We start from the raw sequence: 17,248 nt of genomic DNA on the forward strand, positions 1-17,248 counted from the left end.
GCTTCACCGGCACAAAAGACGCAGCACGCTCGGCACTCAGTAGCCGTCCAAGATGTCTCTTAAGCGGCCTGTAACGCCCGCATCCACCGCAGGCTATCCTCGGTACGGGGCGTGCTGGGCGTGTATTCCGCACTGACCCAGCCCTGATAGCCACTGTCATCAATGGCCGCAAAAAGTGCGTCAAAATCCAGCGGCCCATTGCCCGGTTCACAACGCGAGGGTGCTGCCGCAAACTGCACATGGGTCGCGCGATCTCCAAAGGCCTCCCAGACCTTGAGCGCATCGCCATGGATCAACTGCGCATGGTAGGCATCAAACTGCAGGGTCACATTATCGCGCCCGACCTCATCGAGGATGTCCACCGCGAGGTTATAGTCATCAAGGAAATAGCCCGGAAAATCACCGTTGTTCAGCGGCTCGATGGTGAACTGCTGCTGCGGCGCCGAGTCTGCCGCCGCCCGCAGGTTCTGCACAAAGGTCTCGCGTGCAGCATCTCCCTTGGCCGGTCCGGCCATCACATGAATGCGCCCTGCCTTCAGCATATCGGCGTAGCGCAGCACCCGGCGGATGTCGCGCTGGAACCGGTCTGCCTGCTCTGGCACAGCTGCATAACCCGGATCACCGCCGGTGTAGTTCGGCGGCGGAGCGTTGATCAGCAACAATTCCAGCCCATTGGCAAGAAGCGCACGTTGGGTTTCTTTGGCCGCAAACTCATAGGGAAACAGCACCTCCACCGCCTCAAAACCGGCGGCGGCTGCCGCCGAAAAGCGGTCCAGATAAGGAAGCTCCGCAAAGAGCATGGATAGATTGGCCGCGAACTTTGGCATTCTCACCTCCTGCTGCGCATGCAGTCCCCGTCACATCACTATACCACAGACCTGTGACGCGCGTACGCGGGTTTTAATTTAACTTTGAACTGCACCTGCTCTCGTAATGCGTTGATATGCATCCGCCCGGCACAGATGAAAATGCCCTCATTTTGCGCAATTTTAATGGATTGCGCTGGCGCCTGTTTCTGAGTGCAATGGTGACCCCCGGATCACCACTTACGTCGAGCGTGGCGCTGATCTGCACTGGCCACAAGCCTCAAATCAAAAACGGTTGCCGTCAGGCAAGATCCAGCGCGTCCGCCTCTATGATGCGAAAGAAGCAGCCCTGAGACCATAGGCCGAACCAGCCTTCATGCGCCTCACCAATCTCCATAAGCCGGTAAAAGCTCTTGCGATCAATGAGCGCCTCGAGCCCCGCGCGTACATGCACGTAAGGCGAAGGTTCCCCTGTATCTGAATTGCGCTCGACCCGAACCGGGTTATCCGGCCCAGCGATGGTCTGATCGCCAACCTGAGTTGTAAAGGTGAGAATCTGGCTCTCACCCGCGCCAGTGGCCTCGAAATCTACCGCAACGAAAGGCGCATCCTCGACAGTGATGCCGACCTTCTCGACCGGCGTCACCAGATAGAATTTTCCACCTTCCAGCTTCAGAATCGATGAAAACAACTTCACCAATTCAAACCGGTTGATGGGGGAGCCAAGGTAGCTCCAACTGCCATCACGGTGGATGCGGATATCCAGATCTCCGCAGTAGGGTGGATTCCACAAATGCACCGGCGGCAATCCGCCTTTGCCTACGGCCTTTGCGCTTGCTTCTAGGGCATTTGCATCTGGTGTCACGGCTTTTTGTCCACTCATTCGTTTTGCCATTCTATCTCTGCGCGATACACTGAGAACATATAAGCCCACGGAAAGGGAAGTCATGAGCGAAGCACAGGATCTGTTGTCCGACATCGAAGCGCTGGAAACCAAGCTGCAAGAGGCGCGCGCCTCGATCACACGTCGGTTCATCGGACAAGAGCGGGTCGTCGATCTGACGCTGGCGACCTTGCTGTGTGGTGGCCACGGCCTGTTGATCGGTCTGCCCGGCCTTGGCAAAACCCGGCTGGTGGAGGCACTCTCGACCGTTATGGGCCTGAACGGCAACCGGGTTCAGTTCACGCCGGATCTGATGCCTGCAGATATCCTTGGCTCTGAGGTGCTGGATACGGCGCCCGATGGCACCCGCGCCTTTCGGTTTGTGCAGGGTCCGATTTTTTGTCAGCTTTTGATGGCGGATGAAATCAACCGCGCCTCGCCCCGCACCCAATCGGCGCTCTTGCAGGCAATGCAGGAGAAAACCGTCACGGTCGCAGGCGCAGATCGGGCGCTGGACGCCCCGTTTCATGTGCTCGCAACGCAAAACCCGATCGAGCAGGAAGGGACCTATCCGCTGCCAGAAGCGCAGCTTGACCGTTTCCTGATGCAAATCGACATTCATTATCCCGACCGGGACACCGAGCGCGATATCCTCATTGCCACCACCGGCGTCGAAGAGAGTGAGGTGCATCAGGTCTTTACTGCAGATGAACTGATTGCCGCTCAAACCCTGTTGCGCCGGATGCCTGTTGGCGAGTCGGTGGTTGAAGTGATCCTCGATCTTGTGCGCGCCTTCCGCCCCGAAGAACCCGGTGCAAGCGAACGGGTCGCCCAGACCGTGGCATGGGGACCGGGGCCGCGGGCGGCGCAGGCCCTGATGATGGCGGTGCGGGCACGGGCATTGTTGCAAGGTCGCCTTGCCCCCAATGCGGAGGATGTGGTCGATATGGCGCGCCCGGTGCTGAGCCATCGGATGCAGCTGAATTTCGCAGCCCGCGCCCGCGGCGATAGCCTTGCGGATTTGATTGATGAGACCGCGGCCACCCTGATCCGAGCCGAGGCCGCCGCGTGAGCCACCCTGCCCCCTCCCGCGATATGGCTGCCCGTGGTCCGGCTGGTCAGATTCGCAGCCGCGCCGAAGAAGCTGCCAGTGTCCTGCCCCCCTTGCTGGTGCAGGCGCAGCAATTGGCTGGCGCGGTTTTGCTCGGAGAACACGGCCGCAGAAGGTCCGGCGCTGGCGATGATTTCTGGCAATATCGCCCGGTGCAGCAGGGCGACAGTCGTCGCATGATCGACCATCGCCGGTCTGCGCGCGGCGATCAGCAGTTTGTGCGCGAAAGGGAATGGCAGATTGCGCAGACCGTGCACCTCTGGGTCGATCAGGGGCACTCCATGCGTTTTGCCTCGAATGCCGAATTGCCGCAGAAAGTCGACCGCGCCCGCCTGTTGGCCTTGGCCTCAGCCGTGTTGATGGTGCGTGGCGGCGAACGCGTGGGGCTGACCGGAGGTGCCCTGCCCCCGAGACGCGGCAATATGCAGATCCTGAGGCTGGCCGAGCATTTCACCACCATTGACGACACAGCCTATGCCCCACCCGAGCATCGGGCGCTGATCCCTCACGCGCGTGCGCTGTTCATTTCAGACTTTCTCGGCCCCTTTCAGGAGTTGGAAATCGCACTCACCAAGGCGGCAGACCGTGGATTGCGTGGTGTACTTCTGCAGGTTCTAGACCCCACTGAGGAGATGTTTCCCTTCAGCGGTCGTACCCGGTTCGAGGGGCCGGATAGCCGCTTCAGCCACGAAACATTGAAAGCATCCGCTCTGCGTGATCGGTATCTGGATCGACTGGCGGAACGGCGCGATGCGCTGGAACAATTGTGCCGCGCGGCAGGCTGGACCTTGGGCCTGCACCACACAGGCGATAGTGCGCAATCGGGTCTGCTGTGGCTCTATCACGCATTGGAGCGGCGCCAATGACCATGATCGCCGGCATAGGTTTTGCCAACCCATGGCTACTGCTGGGGCTCTTGGTTTTGCCAATTCTGTGGCTGTTGCTGCGGGCCATTCCTCCGGCCCCAAAACGGCAACCGTTTCCAGCCGTGACACTCTTGTTGGGGCTAAAAGACGACGAGAGCCTGTCGGATCGCACCCCATGGTGGTTACTGCTCCTTCGGATGCTCGCCGTGGCTGCAGCCATCTTTGGTTTATCGGGGCCAGTGCTAAACCCTGCACAGGAACATGGTGGCAGTGGTCCACTGTTGATCGTCATGGATTCTGGCTGGGGCGGCGCGCCACGTTGGGAGCAGAACCGCGCTCAGATCGAGGCGGAGCTAAGTGAGGCCGGGCGCGCAGGTCGCCCTGTTGCACTCTTGCGCCTGACTGCGCCGGAGCCACTGCAATTCCTCGCCGCAGGTCACTGGAGCCGCCAATTGCCGGGAATGACGCCCGCGCCATGGGTGGCCTCTCCCGAACAGCTGCAAGACACCGCAAAGATGATCGCCGAGGCGGAGGGCGGGTTTGATACGCTCTGGCTGAGCGATGGTGTGGCAATGGAAGGTCGCGCCGATCTGGTCGCGACACTTGCCGAACGCGGCGAGATCGAAGTGTACGAGAGCGGCGCGCCTGTGATGGGTCTGCTGCCCGCCACCTACGAAGACGGTGCAATTACCCTGCGCGCCCTGCGCAGCAGCACCGGGCTTGAACAAGAGATCACCGTGCAGGCGCTTGGGCCGGACCCAAACGGTACAGAGCGCGCGCTGGCCTCAACCACGATGACCTTTGACGTCCCTGCCAACAGCGCCGAAGCACAGCTGGCGTTGCCCATGGAGTTGCGTGCCCGCATCAGCCGGTTCGAGATTTTGAACACCCGCTCTGCCGGGGCGGTTTCACTGACCGATGATCGGTTGCGCCGCCGTGAGGTCGCGTTGATTTCCGCCCAGAGCAGCGATGAAGGCCTCGCACTGCTTTCCCCGCTCCACTACCTGCGTCAGGCGCTGGAGCCGACGGCGGAGCTGCTCGAAGGAGCGCTGCCGGATCTTTTGCCTGCAAACCCGGACGTGGTGGTTCTCGCCGATGTGGCCCGTCTGGCCCCCGCGCAGGAAGAGGCGCTGATCGACTGGGTGGATCAGGGTGGCTTGCTGTTGCGGTTTGCCGGGCCACGTCTGGCCGCCAGCGATACGGCCCGCGACACCGAGGAACCCCTGATGCCGGTGCGCCTGCGCATTGGTGGGCGCAGCATAGGCGGTGCCATGAGTTGGGGCCAGCCAAAGGCGCTCGCGCCATTTGCGGAAGCTTCGCCCTTTTACGGTTTGGAGATCCCGCAGGAAGTTACCGTCAGCTCGCAAGTCATGGCACAACCCGACCCGGAACTGGCAAGCCGCGTGGTAGCCGAGTTGAGCGATGGTACGCCACTGGTGACGCGTAAATCACTGGGTCAGGGGCAAGTGGTCCTGTTCCATGTCACGGCGAATGCGGAGTGGAGCACCCTGCCGCTCTCGGGGTTGTTTGTCGACATGCTGGAACGTCTCGCGGTGTCTTCTGCTGCAAAGCCTCCTGCGGCAGAGGCTCTGGAGGGCACCACATGGCAGGCCGTTGAGGTTTTGGATGGCTTTGGTCGACTGGCAGACGCGGACACATTGGCAGGTGTTGCGGGACCAGATCTAATCGACGCCCCCTCCGGACCCACGTTGCAGCCCGGGCTTTATACCAGCGGCAGCGGCGCCTATGCCCGCAATGTCTTGCGCATGGGGGATGAGATTCGACCCAGCACCTGGCCTGCATCTGTGCCGGTGCTCACCTATGAGGGCGCACAGGAGCGCCCCCTCGGCGGTGTGCTCTTGAGCCTTGCGCTGGTGCTGCTGGCACTCGACATTGCGGCGGCACTTCTGGTGTCTGGTCTCTGGTCTCCTGCTAAGGTGGCGGCTCTAGTGCTCGCTGCGGGGATAGCGGGTGGCATCACCACGGGACTGCCGCAATCCGCACAGGCTCAGACAGCTTCCAATTCGTCCGCTGCGACCCCGACGGAACTCACATCAGAATTGACACTGGCCTATGTGTTGACAGGTGACGCGCGGGTCGATCAGATTTCCGCCGAAGGGTTACGTGGTCTTAGCAATGTAATGGCGTTGCGCACCTCCGTCGAACCGGCGCCACCATACGGGGTGGATCTGGAAACTGACGAGTTGGCGTTTTTTCCGTTTCTCTACTGGCCTGTCACAGAGGGGCAGCCGCTCCCCTCATCAGAGGCCTACAGCAAGCTCAATGCCTATTTGCGCACAGGCGGTATGATCCTTTTTGATACCCGCGACGCGGACCTAGCGGTCACCGGGGCCAGCAGCGGCGCGGCGCGACGCCTGCAACAACTGGCGCTTCCGCTGGATATTCCACCCATAGAGCCAATCCCTGCCGATCATGTACTTACACGTGCGTTCTACTTGCTACAGGATTTTCCCGGTCGTCATCCGCGCGGGCAAATCTGGGTCGAAGCCGCGCCACCGGATGCTGAACAGGTTGAAGGGCTGCCCTTTCGCAATCTCAACGACGGGGTAACCCCGGTGGTGATCGGCGGCAATGACTGGGCAGCGGCATGGGCCGTGGATGAGCGCAACGCGCCGCTCTATCCGGTTGGACGCGGGTTTTCAGGTGAACGCCAGCGCGAGCTGGCCCGGCGCTTTGGTGTGAACCTTTTGATGCATGTGCTGACCGGCAACTACAAATCCGATCAGGTGCATGTCCCTGCTCTGCTCGACCGGCTTGGGCAGTAGGCTCATGCAGATCACTCATCCTGTGGCGCAAGGAGCCCACGTCGAATGACCCAGACCATCCTCTTTGATCCGCTGGTGCCCTGGGCGCTGCTCACTGCGCTGGCGGGGGTGAGCTTTGTGGCATTGGGGCTGGCCATCTGGCGGCGGCTCGCGGGCTGGGCCTTGCGCGCTGGAGCCGCGCTGGTTCTGCTGGCCGCACTTTCCGGCCCGGTCATTCAGGTCGAAGATCGCACCCCCCTGAGCGATATCGTCATCGTTGCCGAAGATCGCACCGCCAGTCAGGCTCTCTCTGACCGGGGCGAACAAATGGCTACTGCGCGCGCTGAGATTGAAGAGGCGCTGGCGGAGCGCGCCAATACCGAAGTGCGCTGGATCACTGTCGAAGACAGCCCCGACGATGGCGGCACCCAGTTGATGGATGCTTTGACCCGGGCATTGGCAGACGAGCCACGAGCACGTGTTGCAGGTATCATCGCGCTGTCAGACGGGCAGATCCACGATATGGAACGCGCGCCCGATCTCCCCGCGCCACTGCATCTCCTGATGACCGGCCGCAAGGGAGACTGGGATCGTCGCCTGATCGTCAAAAACGCTCCATCCTTTGGGATTATCGGAGAGCCGATCACTCTGACGCTACAGGTCGAAGATCAGGGCGCTGCACCGGAGGGCGTGCAATATACCGAGCTGCAGATCGCAATCGACGGAGGTGCGCCGCAGAATTTCCGTCTGCCGGTAGGAGTTGATTTCGACCTGCCGCTGACCCTGCCCCACGGTGGACGCAATGTGATCGAGTTCCGCGTTCCTGAGGCCCCCGGCGAGTTAACAGCCCGCAATAACGCCGCCCTGTTGCAGATCAACGGCGTGCGTGACCGGCTACGGGTGCTGCTGGTATCCGGTGCTCCGCATCCGGGCGGGCGCACATGGCGCAACCTTCTGAAATCCGACAGCTCTGTTGATCTTGTGCACTTCACTATCCTGCGTCCTCCCGAAAAACAGGATGGCGTGCCAGTGGATGAGCTGTCTTTGATCGCCTTTCCAACCCGCGAGCTGTTTCTGGAAAAGATCGAGGATTTCGATCTCATCATCTTTGATCGCTACAAACGGCGCGGCATCCTGCCATCGGCCTATCTGGAGAATGTCGCCAATTACGTCCGCCGCGGTGGCGCGGTCCTGGTGGCGGCGGGGCCGGATTTTGCCAGCGCTGACAGCATCTTTCGCACGCCTTTGGCAGACGTCCTGCCTGCACGTCCCTCGGCTCGCGTGCTTGAGGAACCCTATCGTCCCACGATCAGCGAGATCGGCCAGCAGCATCCGGTCACTGCAGAGCTGACAGGCGCTGCGGAATGGGGCCGCTGGATGCGTCAGGTCGAACTGGATACCACCGGCGGAACCACATTAATGCGCGGGATCGGCGAGCGCCCACTGTTGATCCTGGATCGGGTGGAACAGGGGCGCGTTGCACTTCTGGCCTCGGATCACGCTTGGCTGTGGAGTCGCGGTTTTGAGGGCGGCGGCCCACAATTGGAGCTGCTCCGCCGCTTGGCGCATTGGATGATGAAAGAGCCCGAATTGGAAGAAGAGGTGCTGACGGCTGAGGCCACAGGCCAACGCATGCGTATCGAGCGTCGCACTCTTGGCGATACCGTGGGGGCTGTGACTGTCACTGCACCGGATAGCACAACATCCGATGTCACACTGCACGAGGTACGGCCCGGCCTTTGGGAAGGGCGGTATGAAAGCGATCAAATCGGGCTTTATCACCTGCAAGAGGGTGAAGAGCGTGCAGTCATCGGTCTTGGCCCTGCTGCCCCAAAGGAGTTTGAGCAAACCATCGCGACCGCCAGTGTAATGGAGCCACTTGTGCGCGCGATGCGTGGCGGGGCCGTGCCGCTTGAGGCGGGCGTCCCGTCTTTGCGCAACATTCGCGAGGGGCGTCCTGCATCAGGTAGGGGCTGGATCGGCCTCGCACCGCGCGGCGCATATGAAACCACTGCTGTAACTCAATCGCCGTTGCTTCCCTCGTGGGTACTGCTCCTGTTGGCGGGGGCGCTGTTGATCGGCGCGTGGCTACGGGAAGGGCGCAGCTCGTCTTGAGCAACGTCACTCTTTTGTGTGGGCACCGTGCAGGATGGCAAGCGGCGAGCCCTCCCGCCCAGCCTTGTGATCTGTCGATCCCATCGGCCAGTTGGGCCGAGCGCCGCGCCTTTGGCGCGGCGCCGGTCGCATCGGGCATAGCCCGATGCGAAACACCTTTCGCAAAAGACACCATCAACGGGTCAGGAGGTCGGCGCAAATAGGACAGAGACTTCCGGATCTCCCGGTAGCCCTTCATAAATGACGCGCGCTCCCCCACTGAGTTTGGAAGGCGGCACCAACGGACCAAACGATCCAACCGAGACCAGATCCCCAGCCTTAAACGTCACCCCAGCCTCATGGAGCCAGAGGATCGTTTCGGCGGGATGTCCCAAAACAGCCGTTCCCGGAGCCGATACCACAGTCTCACCTGCACCATCGCGCAGAGTAACCTGCATTTCGGCCAATGCGGTGGTCAGGGCTGCGACATCTTCGACCGGTATCTCAGCACCAAGCACACCGCGCCGCGCGCCGACACCCATTGCCGTAATCGTCTCCGCCGTCATTGGCTCACCCGATGCCAATGCGAGATCTGGCAACTCGATAAATGGCCGGACGCTGCGGATGTTTTCCATGACCTCCTGAGGGGACGTGGCCCAGTTCACAGCTGAATCGCCTACCTCCAGCACCAGATCAGCTTCGACCATCGGAACCGTGCCCCACGGAACCTCTACCGTTGCCCCGCTCTCCAGCATCATATCCCGGTAAAGCACACCGCGCACAGGTTCGCTCGCACCAAACCGCTCCTGCGCGGGCGCACTGGTCAATCCGGCCTTGTAGCCGATCACTGGCCCCATATGCTCCGACAGTACCTCCACCAATCGTGCCTGCGTACAAAGCGCATCCACCATATCGCCATCTGCGCCCAGAGCTTTGGCAGGTTTTCGCGCGATATAGTCAGCCGCAAATTGGTTTACCTCGTCCTCGCTCGCGCAATCTGCCATGGCGGGGACAGCTGTGAAGACGGCCAAAACACAAAGCACCGCCAGCCCATGCATTCTGTGAATCATACCCTTTACCTCCTGCAACACGCGCATCACCCCGTCTCGTCAATCTCAACGGTCACCCGAGCAGATTGCCCATCCGCATCAATAACCACAAGCGTTGCGTGTCCCGGCCCGGGGCTCGGAAGGTCGAGATCCCGGGACCTCAGACCCCGGGCCACCGGCACTCCATTCGCCAGCACCGTAAAGGGCAGCCGCCCCCCGCGCAGCTTTAGCGACAACCGGCCCTCGACCAGCGCCAGACGCGCCCGTGTTGGAGGGAAGACCACCTCGGGGGCACCTTCACCTACATCCGAGAACACGTCATTGCGCGCCCTGAACTGCCGCAATGGCTGCGGCAATTGTGCCGTCGTCAAAACCAGCGCGTTCGGTGGCGGTGGGGCAAGCGGTGTGAGGTCGGACTTCAATGCGGCAAAGGCTTCAAACAACACCGGTGCGGCCACCTCTGCCCCAAACACTCCCGGCACTGGCGTACCGTCAGCACGACCAAGCCAGACCCCGATGACGTGCTGGCCATCCCACCCCACGGCCCAGGCATCCCTGTACCCGTAAGAGGTGCCGGTCTTAAACGGCAATACGCCAGCGCGCGCTCCGCGGGGCACCGGCACATCGCGCAAGATGTCCCCAAGGTACCAGGCTGCGACCGGAGAAATCACCCTTGGGATCACAGCACTCTCGCCACCAGCCTCCAACCTTAACTGCAACCCCGTGCCTCCTGCGGCCAATACCGTATAAAGCTGCACCAGATCTTGCAGGCTCACGCCAACTCCGCCGAGGCTCACCGCCAGCCCCGCTTTGCCACCCGGCAATTGAGGGCGCATCCCAGCCTGACGCATCCCTGCCATCAACCGCGAGGGACCAATCGCCTCCGTAAGGGTGACCACAGGGGTGTTGAGCGACATTTGCAACGCATCGCGCACGCGCACGTCGCCTCGAAAAGCTCCATCAAAATTTTGCGGCGCATAGCCGCCAAAGGACACAGGGGCATCGCGGATCAGCGTGTCCGGATGCACCAGCCCTTCGTCAAAGGCGAGGCCATACACCAGCGGTTTCAGCGTAGAGCCGGGAGAGCGCACCGCACTCACCATATCCACAAACCCGCGCCGCACTGTGTCGGTGTAATCTGGCGCGCCAATCCGGGCGAGGATTTCGCCGCTTTGATGATCCGCTACAATCATCGCTGCGCTCAGCTGTGGCCCGGCCGCTTTCGCCCGCCGCAGCAGAACAGCCTGCAGTTTTTCCTGCAAAGCGGCGTCCAGCGTTGTGTCAAATCGCGCGGTAGCCGGGGCCGCAGCCCGCAGCTGATCCCCCAAATGCGGAGCAAGCAGCGGAAAGGCGCGGCGCACCTTCGGCAGGCGTGCTTGCGCCGCCTGCAGTGCCACCTCAGAGGTTAGGACCCCAGCCTCACGACTGCGTTGCAGCACGCGTTCGCGTGCGACGCGCGCGGCACCTACCGATCGGTCAGGCCTACGGTTCTCCGGGGATTGCGGCAATGCCACCAGTAGAGCGGCTTCGGCGACGGTCAGGCGACGCGGCTCCTTGCCGAACCACGCAAAACTTGCCGCCCGCACACCTTCAAGATTGCCGCCAAACGGCGCGTGCGTCAGGTAGAGGTTCAGGATCTCCTGTTTGGAGAGCTTGCGCTCAAGCGCCAGCGCCACCCGGATCTGACGTAGCTTTCCAGTCCAACGCCCAGTGGAGCCATCCTCCAGCAACCGTGCCACCTGCATCGTCAGGGTCGACCCCCCGGATACGGTACGCCCATTCAAAACGGCTTGCCCGACCGCGCGCAGCATCGCCAGAACGTCGACCCCGCGATGGGTGTCGAACCGTTTATCTTCATAGGCCCGAAGCATGTTCAGATAGGTGGCGTCCACCTCTTCGACACGCACAGCCATGCGCCAAATCCCATTTCCAACCGGGTAGGCCCGCAACAAACGGCCATCGCGATCACGCACCTCGACGGAGGTTTCAGCAAGCGTTTGTGGAAGCACCGTCGCGTCAACCCACAGATCGAGAGCCTTTCCCGCAAGGACACTCGCAATGAGCAAGACCAACAAAGGAGTTCTGAGGCGCGCTGCCATCCAAAACAGGGGGCGCAACGCGCCCCCTCCTGACCGTTCGGTCAGGTCGCGCCCGGACACGACAGTGTCCGGGCGCTCTCGCCTCTGCAAAAGTGCCCCCAGCTTACACAGCCAACCAGTTCGGCTCATCGCACCTGCAGCCGTCCCGCCGCCGTATTGGCGCGGTAGGCCGGGCGGTACATGTCCTCGACCGAGGCCGCAGGATGGTGGAAGTCACCGGGGCTGACCGCGCGCACCATATAGGCCAGCGTGATCGGATCATCCCCCCGCGAGGTCACCGCCGCGAGGAACCGATCAGAGCGGAACTCCACGTGATCGGCCTCCCAGAGGCTGAGCCAATCCAGATCGCGCAGATCGCCGGAGCGCAGCAGGTTGGGATTGTCGATCTCCAGCCCCGCCGGCAGCGGGTCGTTGACCATCAGCCTGGCGCCGATCTCCTCTTGCGGCAGCACCCGCAGCACTGTCACCAACCGGGTGCCGACCGCGACCGAGGCCAGATCCACCGGCTCCCCTTCCAAGGTGTAATACTCCCGCGTCAGGGCAAAGCCGTAGCCACGCGCCGCCGGGGGCACGACAGGCACGCCGATGCGGGTCAGGGTGATGTCGGTGCTGCGCCCGGAGGCGGCAGTGACCGCGAGATCCGCCGGGCTGTCACCCTGCATCACCTCGACAAAAGCGCCGGTGACTGGCTGACCATTGACCCGCAGACCGGAGTCTTCGGGATTGTCCACCAATGCCTGCGCCGCCATCAGGCTCCAGGCCGCTTCCTGTGTCGAACGATGCCTATCACCAGCCGAGACCCGCGCTGTAAGATAGTCGCGATTGACCGCCGTGCTGCCGGCCTCCACCGCCAGCGCCAAGACAGCCGCCGAGTCGCGCAACTGGGTGCCGTAATCGACACGCCACACTGGCTTTTCCGCGCCTTGGCCTGCGATCATCTGCGCGGCGCGGGCAAACATCTTGTCCGCCCGGCGCTGATCGCCATAGGCCGCGAGTGCTGCCCCCAATTGCGCCGCGCCCATCGGGGTGGAGAAGGCATCTGCTTTTGTATCCGCGTAATAGCGCAGATCTCCCATCGCCGCTGCGCCCTCGCGCGCCAGCACCAGCAGCGCATAGGCCACTTCCTCACCGCCGCTGTCGAAATCCGGCGCGTAGTTCAGCCGATTACGCAGATTGTCCATGGCGCGGGCAAAGGCCTGATCGGGCACCATATAGCCTTTGGCCCGTGCCCGGCTGAGGAAGTCAGAGGCATAGGCATCCAGCCACAAATCGCCGCTCTCGGCGCGCCAAAGGCCAAAGGCGCCATTGGCGGCCTGCCGGATCAGCACCTTGCGGATGGCACCGTTGATGCGCGCGTCCACCTTGGGGCCATCGCCCAGACCGGCGGCCTCGGCCACTGACGACAGATAGAGGAGCGGCAGCGCCTTCGACGTCACCTGTTCGGTGCAGCCATAGGGGTAGCCGTCCAGTTGCGACAACAGCCCCGGCACGTCGAACTTGGCCAGCGGCCCCGCCGACATCACTGCGCGGGCAGAGCCGGGGCGCAGACCCGCGAACACATCCGCGTTGAACAAGAAGCTGTCGCCGCCCGCCAGCGAGAAGCGCCGGGTTTCCGAGACCTCGGGATCGTTGGCGCGCACCGGCAGACGCAGGGTCTGGTCCAGCACCTCCCCGCCGGGTGTGGTCAGGCTCAGACGCACCTCCGGATCGCCCACGGCCTCTGCCGTGACCGGAAGTTCCAGTAGCACACGGCCCTGTTCGGTGAGCGTCACCGAAGGCGGCAGCGCGCCCAGTTGCAGACCGGCCCCGATCACCTCGGCCGCCAGACCGATCTCACCCGCAGGTCCATCGGCGTGGGTGATGTCGAGGCGGATGCGGCTCTGATCGCCGGGCGCCAGAAAGCGCGGCAGTGAGGCGGTCAGCACCACCGGATCGCGCACGATCATGTCGGACTCCGCTTGCCCGACCGAGCGGTCAGTCCAAGCCACAGCCATCAGCCGCACGGTGCCGTTGAAATCCGGCAGATCGATGGGCAGGGTCACGTTGCCATCGTCCCCGACCTGTAGCGCGCCGTGGAAGACTGACATCAGATCCTGCGTCGGCGGGGGGGACTGGAATTGCGCCCCAAGCCCCGCATCGCCGCCGGAGCGCACACGTCCCAACGCGCCGTTGCCGGGGTCGATGAGACGGCCATAGATGTCGCGCAGCTCCATCCCCAGACGCCGCTGACCGTGGAAATAGCCCACGGGATCCGGGCTCTGAAAACCAGTGAGGTTGAGGATGCCGACATCAACGGCGGCCAGCGTCAGCCAGACCTCCTCGCCCGCCTCGGCCCCGGCGACCTCTACCGTCGCCGCGACCGTCTGGCGGGGGCGGGTGACCTCGGGGGTGTTGATCGTGACATCCAGTTGCTGCCCCGGCTGGGTCACTGTGGCATGGGCGATGCCCAGCGCCCGGGTCGGTGTGCGGCCCTGCCGACCGGCGACGGGCTGCACGACAGAGGCGGTCACATAGGCGCCGCTGCCCCAGTCGGATGTGACTTCAAGCGGGATCACGTTTTCGCCCGCCGTCACCTCGACCGCCTGACGGTGGATCATCTCGCTCCCCATCACGGAGATCAGCGCGGTTCCCGCCGCTTGCGGTACGATCCGCAGGCGGGCGGTGTCGCCGGGGGCGTAGCTTTGGCCATCCAGCGACAGTTCCAGACGATCCGGGGTCTGCGCGTCGGAGGCGGGCACATACCAGCCAGCGTAGAAATCCTGCGCAGCGGTCACGTAATCGCCATCCAGACGTTCCACCACCAGCTCGTAGCGACCCCAGTCCACCGGCGCGGTGACCGCCACCGGATCGCCGCCCAGCATCGCCTCGCCCGAGGCCACGCGGGTGCGGCGGGTAATCGGCTCCCACTGCCAGTCGCCATAGAGCTGATACCACTGATAACGCGTCTCGACCCGGTTCAGCACCCATTGCACCTGCATCGGCGCGGGGGTGAGATCCGGTGCCAGCGAGATCAGCTCAAAACCCGCCTCGGTGCCTTCGGCCACCACGTCATCGGCAAACTGCGTCTTGATCCCGATCACGGGGGTCGCAGGCTGGACCGGCACGGTTAGTTCACGCTCGACCGGACGGGCGGAGCCATCCGACAGCCGCGTGCGCAAACGGGCCTCAAGCGGCAGGCCTGCTGCCTCCACCTCGGGCAAATCACCTGCCGCGACAGACTGGCCATCGGCGCCGGTGTCCTCGCCGCTGAAATAGCGGGTCTGGCGGTTGGTTTCCGCATCATAGCGCCCGAAGCGATAGCCGGGCCAATCGGCCAACTGCCGCACCGGGGCGAGGGAGACATCACCCTCGACGCTCAGGCCAGCCCCCGGGGCGCCAAACAGGAACCGCGCGTCGATATCGACAACCAACTGGCCGCCGGGGCGCAGGCCCGCGACGTCACGGATGTCCTGTTCAAAGTCGATCCGCTCGGGCAGGAAATCCTCGACCAGCACGGTTTGCCTCGCCAGCGGCTCCGCCTTAGGGTCGGCATAGATCTCGATCGCCCAGGAGCCGCGCGGCGCGCTGTCGCCCACGGGCAGGGCATAGACATGACCGCCTGCATCACCGCCCTCGGAGATATGGCGCGAATATTCCACCCCATCGGGGCGTTTCAGCACCGCGATCAGCGGCAGCCCTTCGATGGCCTGCGCACGCGGATCGCGCGACAGGGCGGTGACGTTGATGGTTTCACCGGCACGATAAGCGCCACGATCTGTGGTCAGGAAGACATCAACCGGTCCGGGCGCGGGTCGGCCCTCGACACCACGGTCCGACAGATCAAAGGCGGCATCGCGCAGCGACAGGAAGGCAAAGTCCTCCTCTCCGGCGCGGGCCAGCAGCATCGCGGGCGCAGCACTGCCGGTGCCCCGGGTCAGCCCCGGCGCAAAATGCGCATAGCCAGTGGCGTCGCTGATGGCGCGGGCAATCACCGCGTTGGCCTCTGAGATCAGTTCGACCTCGACGCCCGCGCGGGCCTTGGCGTCCGACAGCCCCTGCACCTGCACATGCAACCCATCGGCCCCAGACATAGAGCTGAGGCCAAGATCCGTGAGCACAAACCACTGCATCGCCGCCGGGCTGTCATAGGGATCGGCCCCCGGCACAGAGGCACTGAGCGCATAGATACCCACGGGCTGATCGGCCAGCACATCATCCAGCGGCAACCGGGTGGTCATGTCGCGGTTCAACTCCTGCTGCACCTCGGCGGTGCCGGTCCAGAGTTCCTCTGCCACTGTGGCGTCGAAATTCTCGCTCTGCCATTGGTTCAGGGGACGGGCGAACAGATCGTCCTGCATGCTGCGCAAGAGGTTGCGGTCACTGATGCGCGAGAGCTTCAGATCCAGCCTATCCACATTCACCGTCTCGACCGGCAGGGCGGTCACGTCGCTGCGCGCCAGCACATAGGCCCGACCCGGAAAGCGCACGGAGGGGCTGCGGTCGCGGATGTAGTGGCTGAGGTCCACATCTTTGATCAGGGTTTCGCCATTGGCTGCAGGCAGCCCCCGGCGCAAGGTCACCCGCAGATGCTGGCCATGAGTCAGGCCTGTCAGACACAGCTCCTGCCCCGATGCCTCTGCCGCAAGACCCTCGGCCTCAGATTTCAGATAGTCGCTATAGGTAACGCCCGTTTTGACCAGATCTTCGGAGAAGACGATGCACATACGCGGATCAGCACTATCAGCCTCGACCCGGGTGTCACTGACCCGAAAGCCGTATTTCGCCACCGCATTGTTCAGAAGTTCAGCAATTTGTTTGCGCGGCTGGATTTCCTCTGCCAGTCGCAGCACGGAAATCATATCGCGACCGCGACCCAGCTTTTCCAAGGATTGTGCGGCCTCGATCAATGCGTTCACCTGCATGGGCGCTGCATCGGCGCGCAAATAACCGTTCAGCGCGGCAGCAACGGACTCCGCAAGATTGCGACGGGTTTCGCTGCTGTTGTCGGTGGGCATCGCACGCACGTAGCGGGCATACTCAACCCAGAGGTCCGGCGCATCGCTCAGTGCCACGGCTTCGCCCATCCAGCGCGCAGCCATAGTCGCGTTATTCCCGGCAAAGAACTGTTGCGCGCCGTCAATCAACGTTCCGATGTCACGACCGCTCAACTGATAGCGTGTGCCGATCTCGCTGGCGAGTTTGCGCGCTGACGCCACATCGACAGTCCCCGGCAAAGTGAGCTGCGATGCACGGTCTGCAGCGCGCGCGGACAGTCCCGCATCTACCTGGAGTTTGCGCACCGTGAGCGCGCCAACAAATGTCGATGGGTCGCGCAATTCTGATTTTGGGAAACAGGCGTTGGATTTTACATTGTACACAAAGCCGACGCAGGCGCTCTGTGTGGCGCATGCGCGCTGGCAAGATTGCAGCGATGTATCGAACAACGCCTGCAAATCTGCCCCGAAATGATCTGTATCCGGTTGGGTTACAAACCTCTGCGTGGGCAAAGGCCCAGAATCACTGCTCTGCGCCTGCACTGCGGGGCTCAGAACATTGGAAAAAAGAAAAACGAATAAAATCAATAGGCGCCGCATGG

9 protein-coding genes are annotated in these 17,248 nt (G+C 62.9%); 4 read left to right on the plus strand and 5 right to left on the minus strand.

From position 1 onward, the window contains the following. Positions 1–59 precede the first annotated feature (59 nt). Positions 60–827, minus strand: a complete 768-nt coding sequence (locus tag K529_RS13560; RefSeq protein WP_005636585.1) for a hydroxypyruvate isomerase family protein — start codon at positions 825–827, stop codon at positions 60–62. A gap of 280 nt (positions 828–1,107) precedes the next feature. Further along, entirely contained in the window at positions 1,108–1,689 is a 582-nt protein-coding gene (locus K529_RS13565; protein ID WP_005636581.1) for a DUF1285 domain-containing protein, read from the minus strand. Positions 1,690–1,753: 64 nt separating this feature from the next. Between K529_RS13565 and K529_RS13570 the strand changes: the two genes are divergently transcribed. From K529_RS13570 to K529_RS13585, 4 genes are read left to right on the plus strand one after another with little or no spacing between them, the layout of a single operon-like run. Further along, positions 1,754–2,761: an AAA family ATPase gene (locus K529_RS13570; protein ID WP_046002072.1), complete on the plus strand. Its 1,008-nt coding sequence runs from the start codon at positions 1,754–1,756 to the stop codon at positions 2,759–2,761. A gap of 23 nt (positions 2,762–2,784) precedes the next feature. Further along, complete coding sequence (locus K529_RS13575) at positions 2,785–3,666, plus strand: DUF58 domain-containing protein (protein WP_046002073.1); 882 nt, start codon at positions 2,785–2,787, stop codon at positions 3,664–3,666. Beyond that, positions 3,663–6,452: a DUF4159 domain-containing protein gene (locus tag K529_RS13580; protein WP_046002074.1), complete on the plus strand. Its 2,790-nt coding sequence runs from the start codon at positions 3,663–3,665 to the stop codon at positions 6,450–6,452. Before K529_RS13575 ends, K529_RS13580 begins: the two co-directional genes overlap by 4 nt. Positions 6,453–6,497: 45 nt before the next feature. Continuing rightward, on the plus strand, positions 6,498–8,546 hold the full coding sequence (locus tag K529_RS13585) for a glutamine amidotransferase (protein ID WP_046002075.1): 2,049 nt from the start codon (positions 6,498–6,500) through the stop codon (positions 8,544–8,546). A 182-nt stretch (positions 8,547–8,728) separates the two neighbouring features. Here the strand turns inward: K529_RS13585 and K529_RS13590 are convergent, their stop codons facing one another. The 3 genes from K529_RS13590 to K529_RS13600 are packed head-to-tail and all read right to left on the minus strand — an operon-like array spanning position 8,729 to position 17,246. After that, the gene (locus tag K529_RS13590) at positions 8,729–9,583 is read right to left on the minus strand and encodes a 2-keto-4-pentenoate hydratase (protein ID WP_046002083.1); all 855 of its coding nucleotides are present in this window, start codon (positions 9,581–9,583) and stop codon (positions 8,729–8,731) included. A gap of 38 nt (positions 9,584–9,621) precedes the next feature. Next, positions 9,622–11,802: a penicillin-binding protein 1C gene (pbpC, locus tag K529_RS13595; RefSeq protein WP_198528089.1), complete on the minus strand. Its 2,181-nt coding sequence runs from the start codon at positions 11,800–11,802 to the stop codon at positions 9,622–9,624. After that, positions 11,799–17,246 (minus strand): alpha-2-macroglobulin family protein, encoded by a 5,448-nt coding sequence (locus tag K529_RS13600; protein WP_110590712.1) that lies wholly within the window; start codon positions 17,244–17,246, stop codon positions 11,799–11,801. The genes pbpC and K529_RS13600 overlap by 4 nt, the downstream gene beginning before the upstream one ends. Positions 17,247–17,248 lie beyond the last annotated feature (2 nt).

It is taken from the genome of Tritonibacter mobilis F1926, assembly GCF_000376545.2.
In the GTDB taxonomy this organism is placed as follows: domain Bacteria; phylum Pseudomonadota; class Alphaproteobacteria; order Rhodobacterales; family Rhodobacteraceae; genus Epibacterium; species Epibacterium mobile.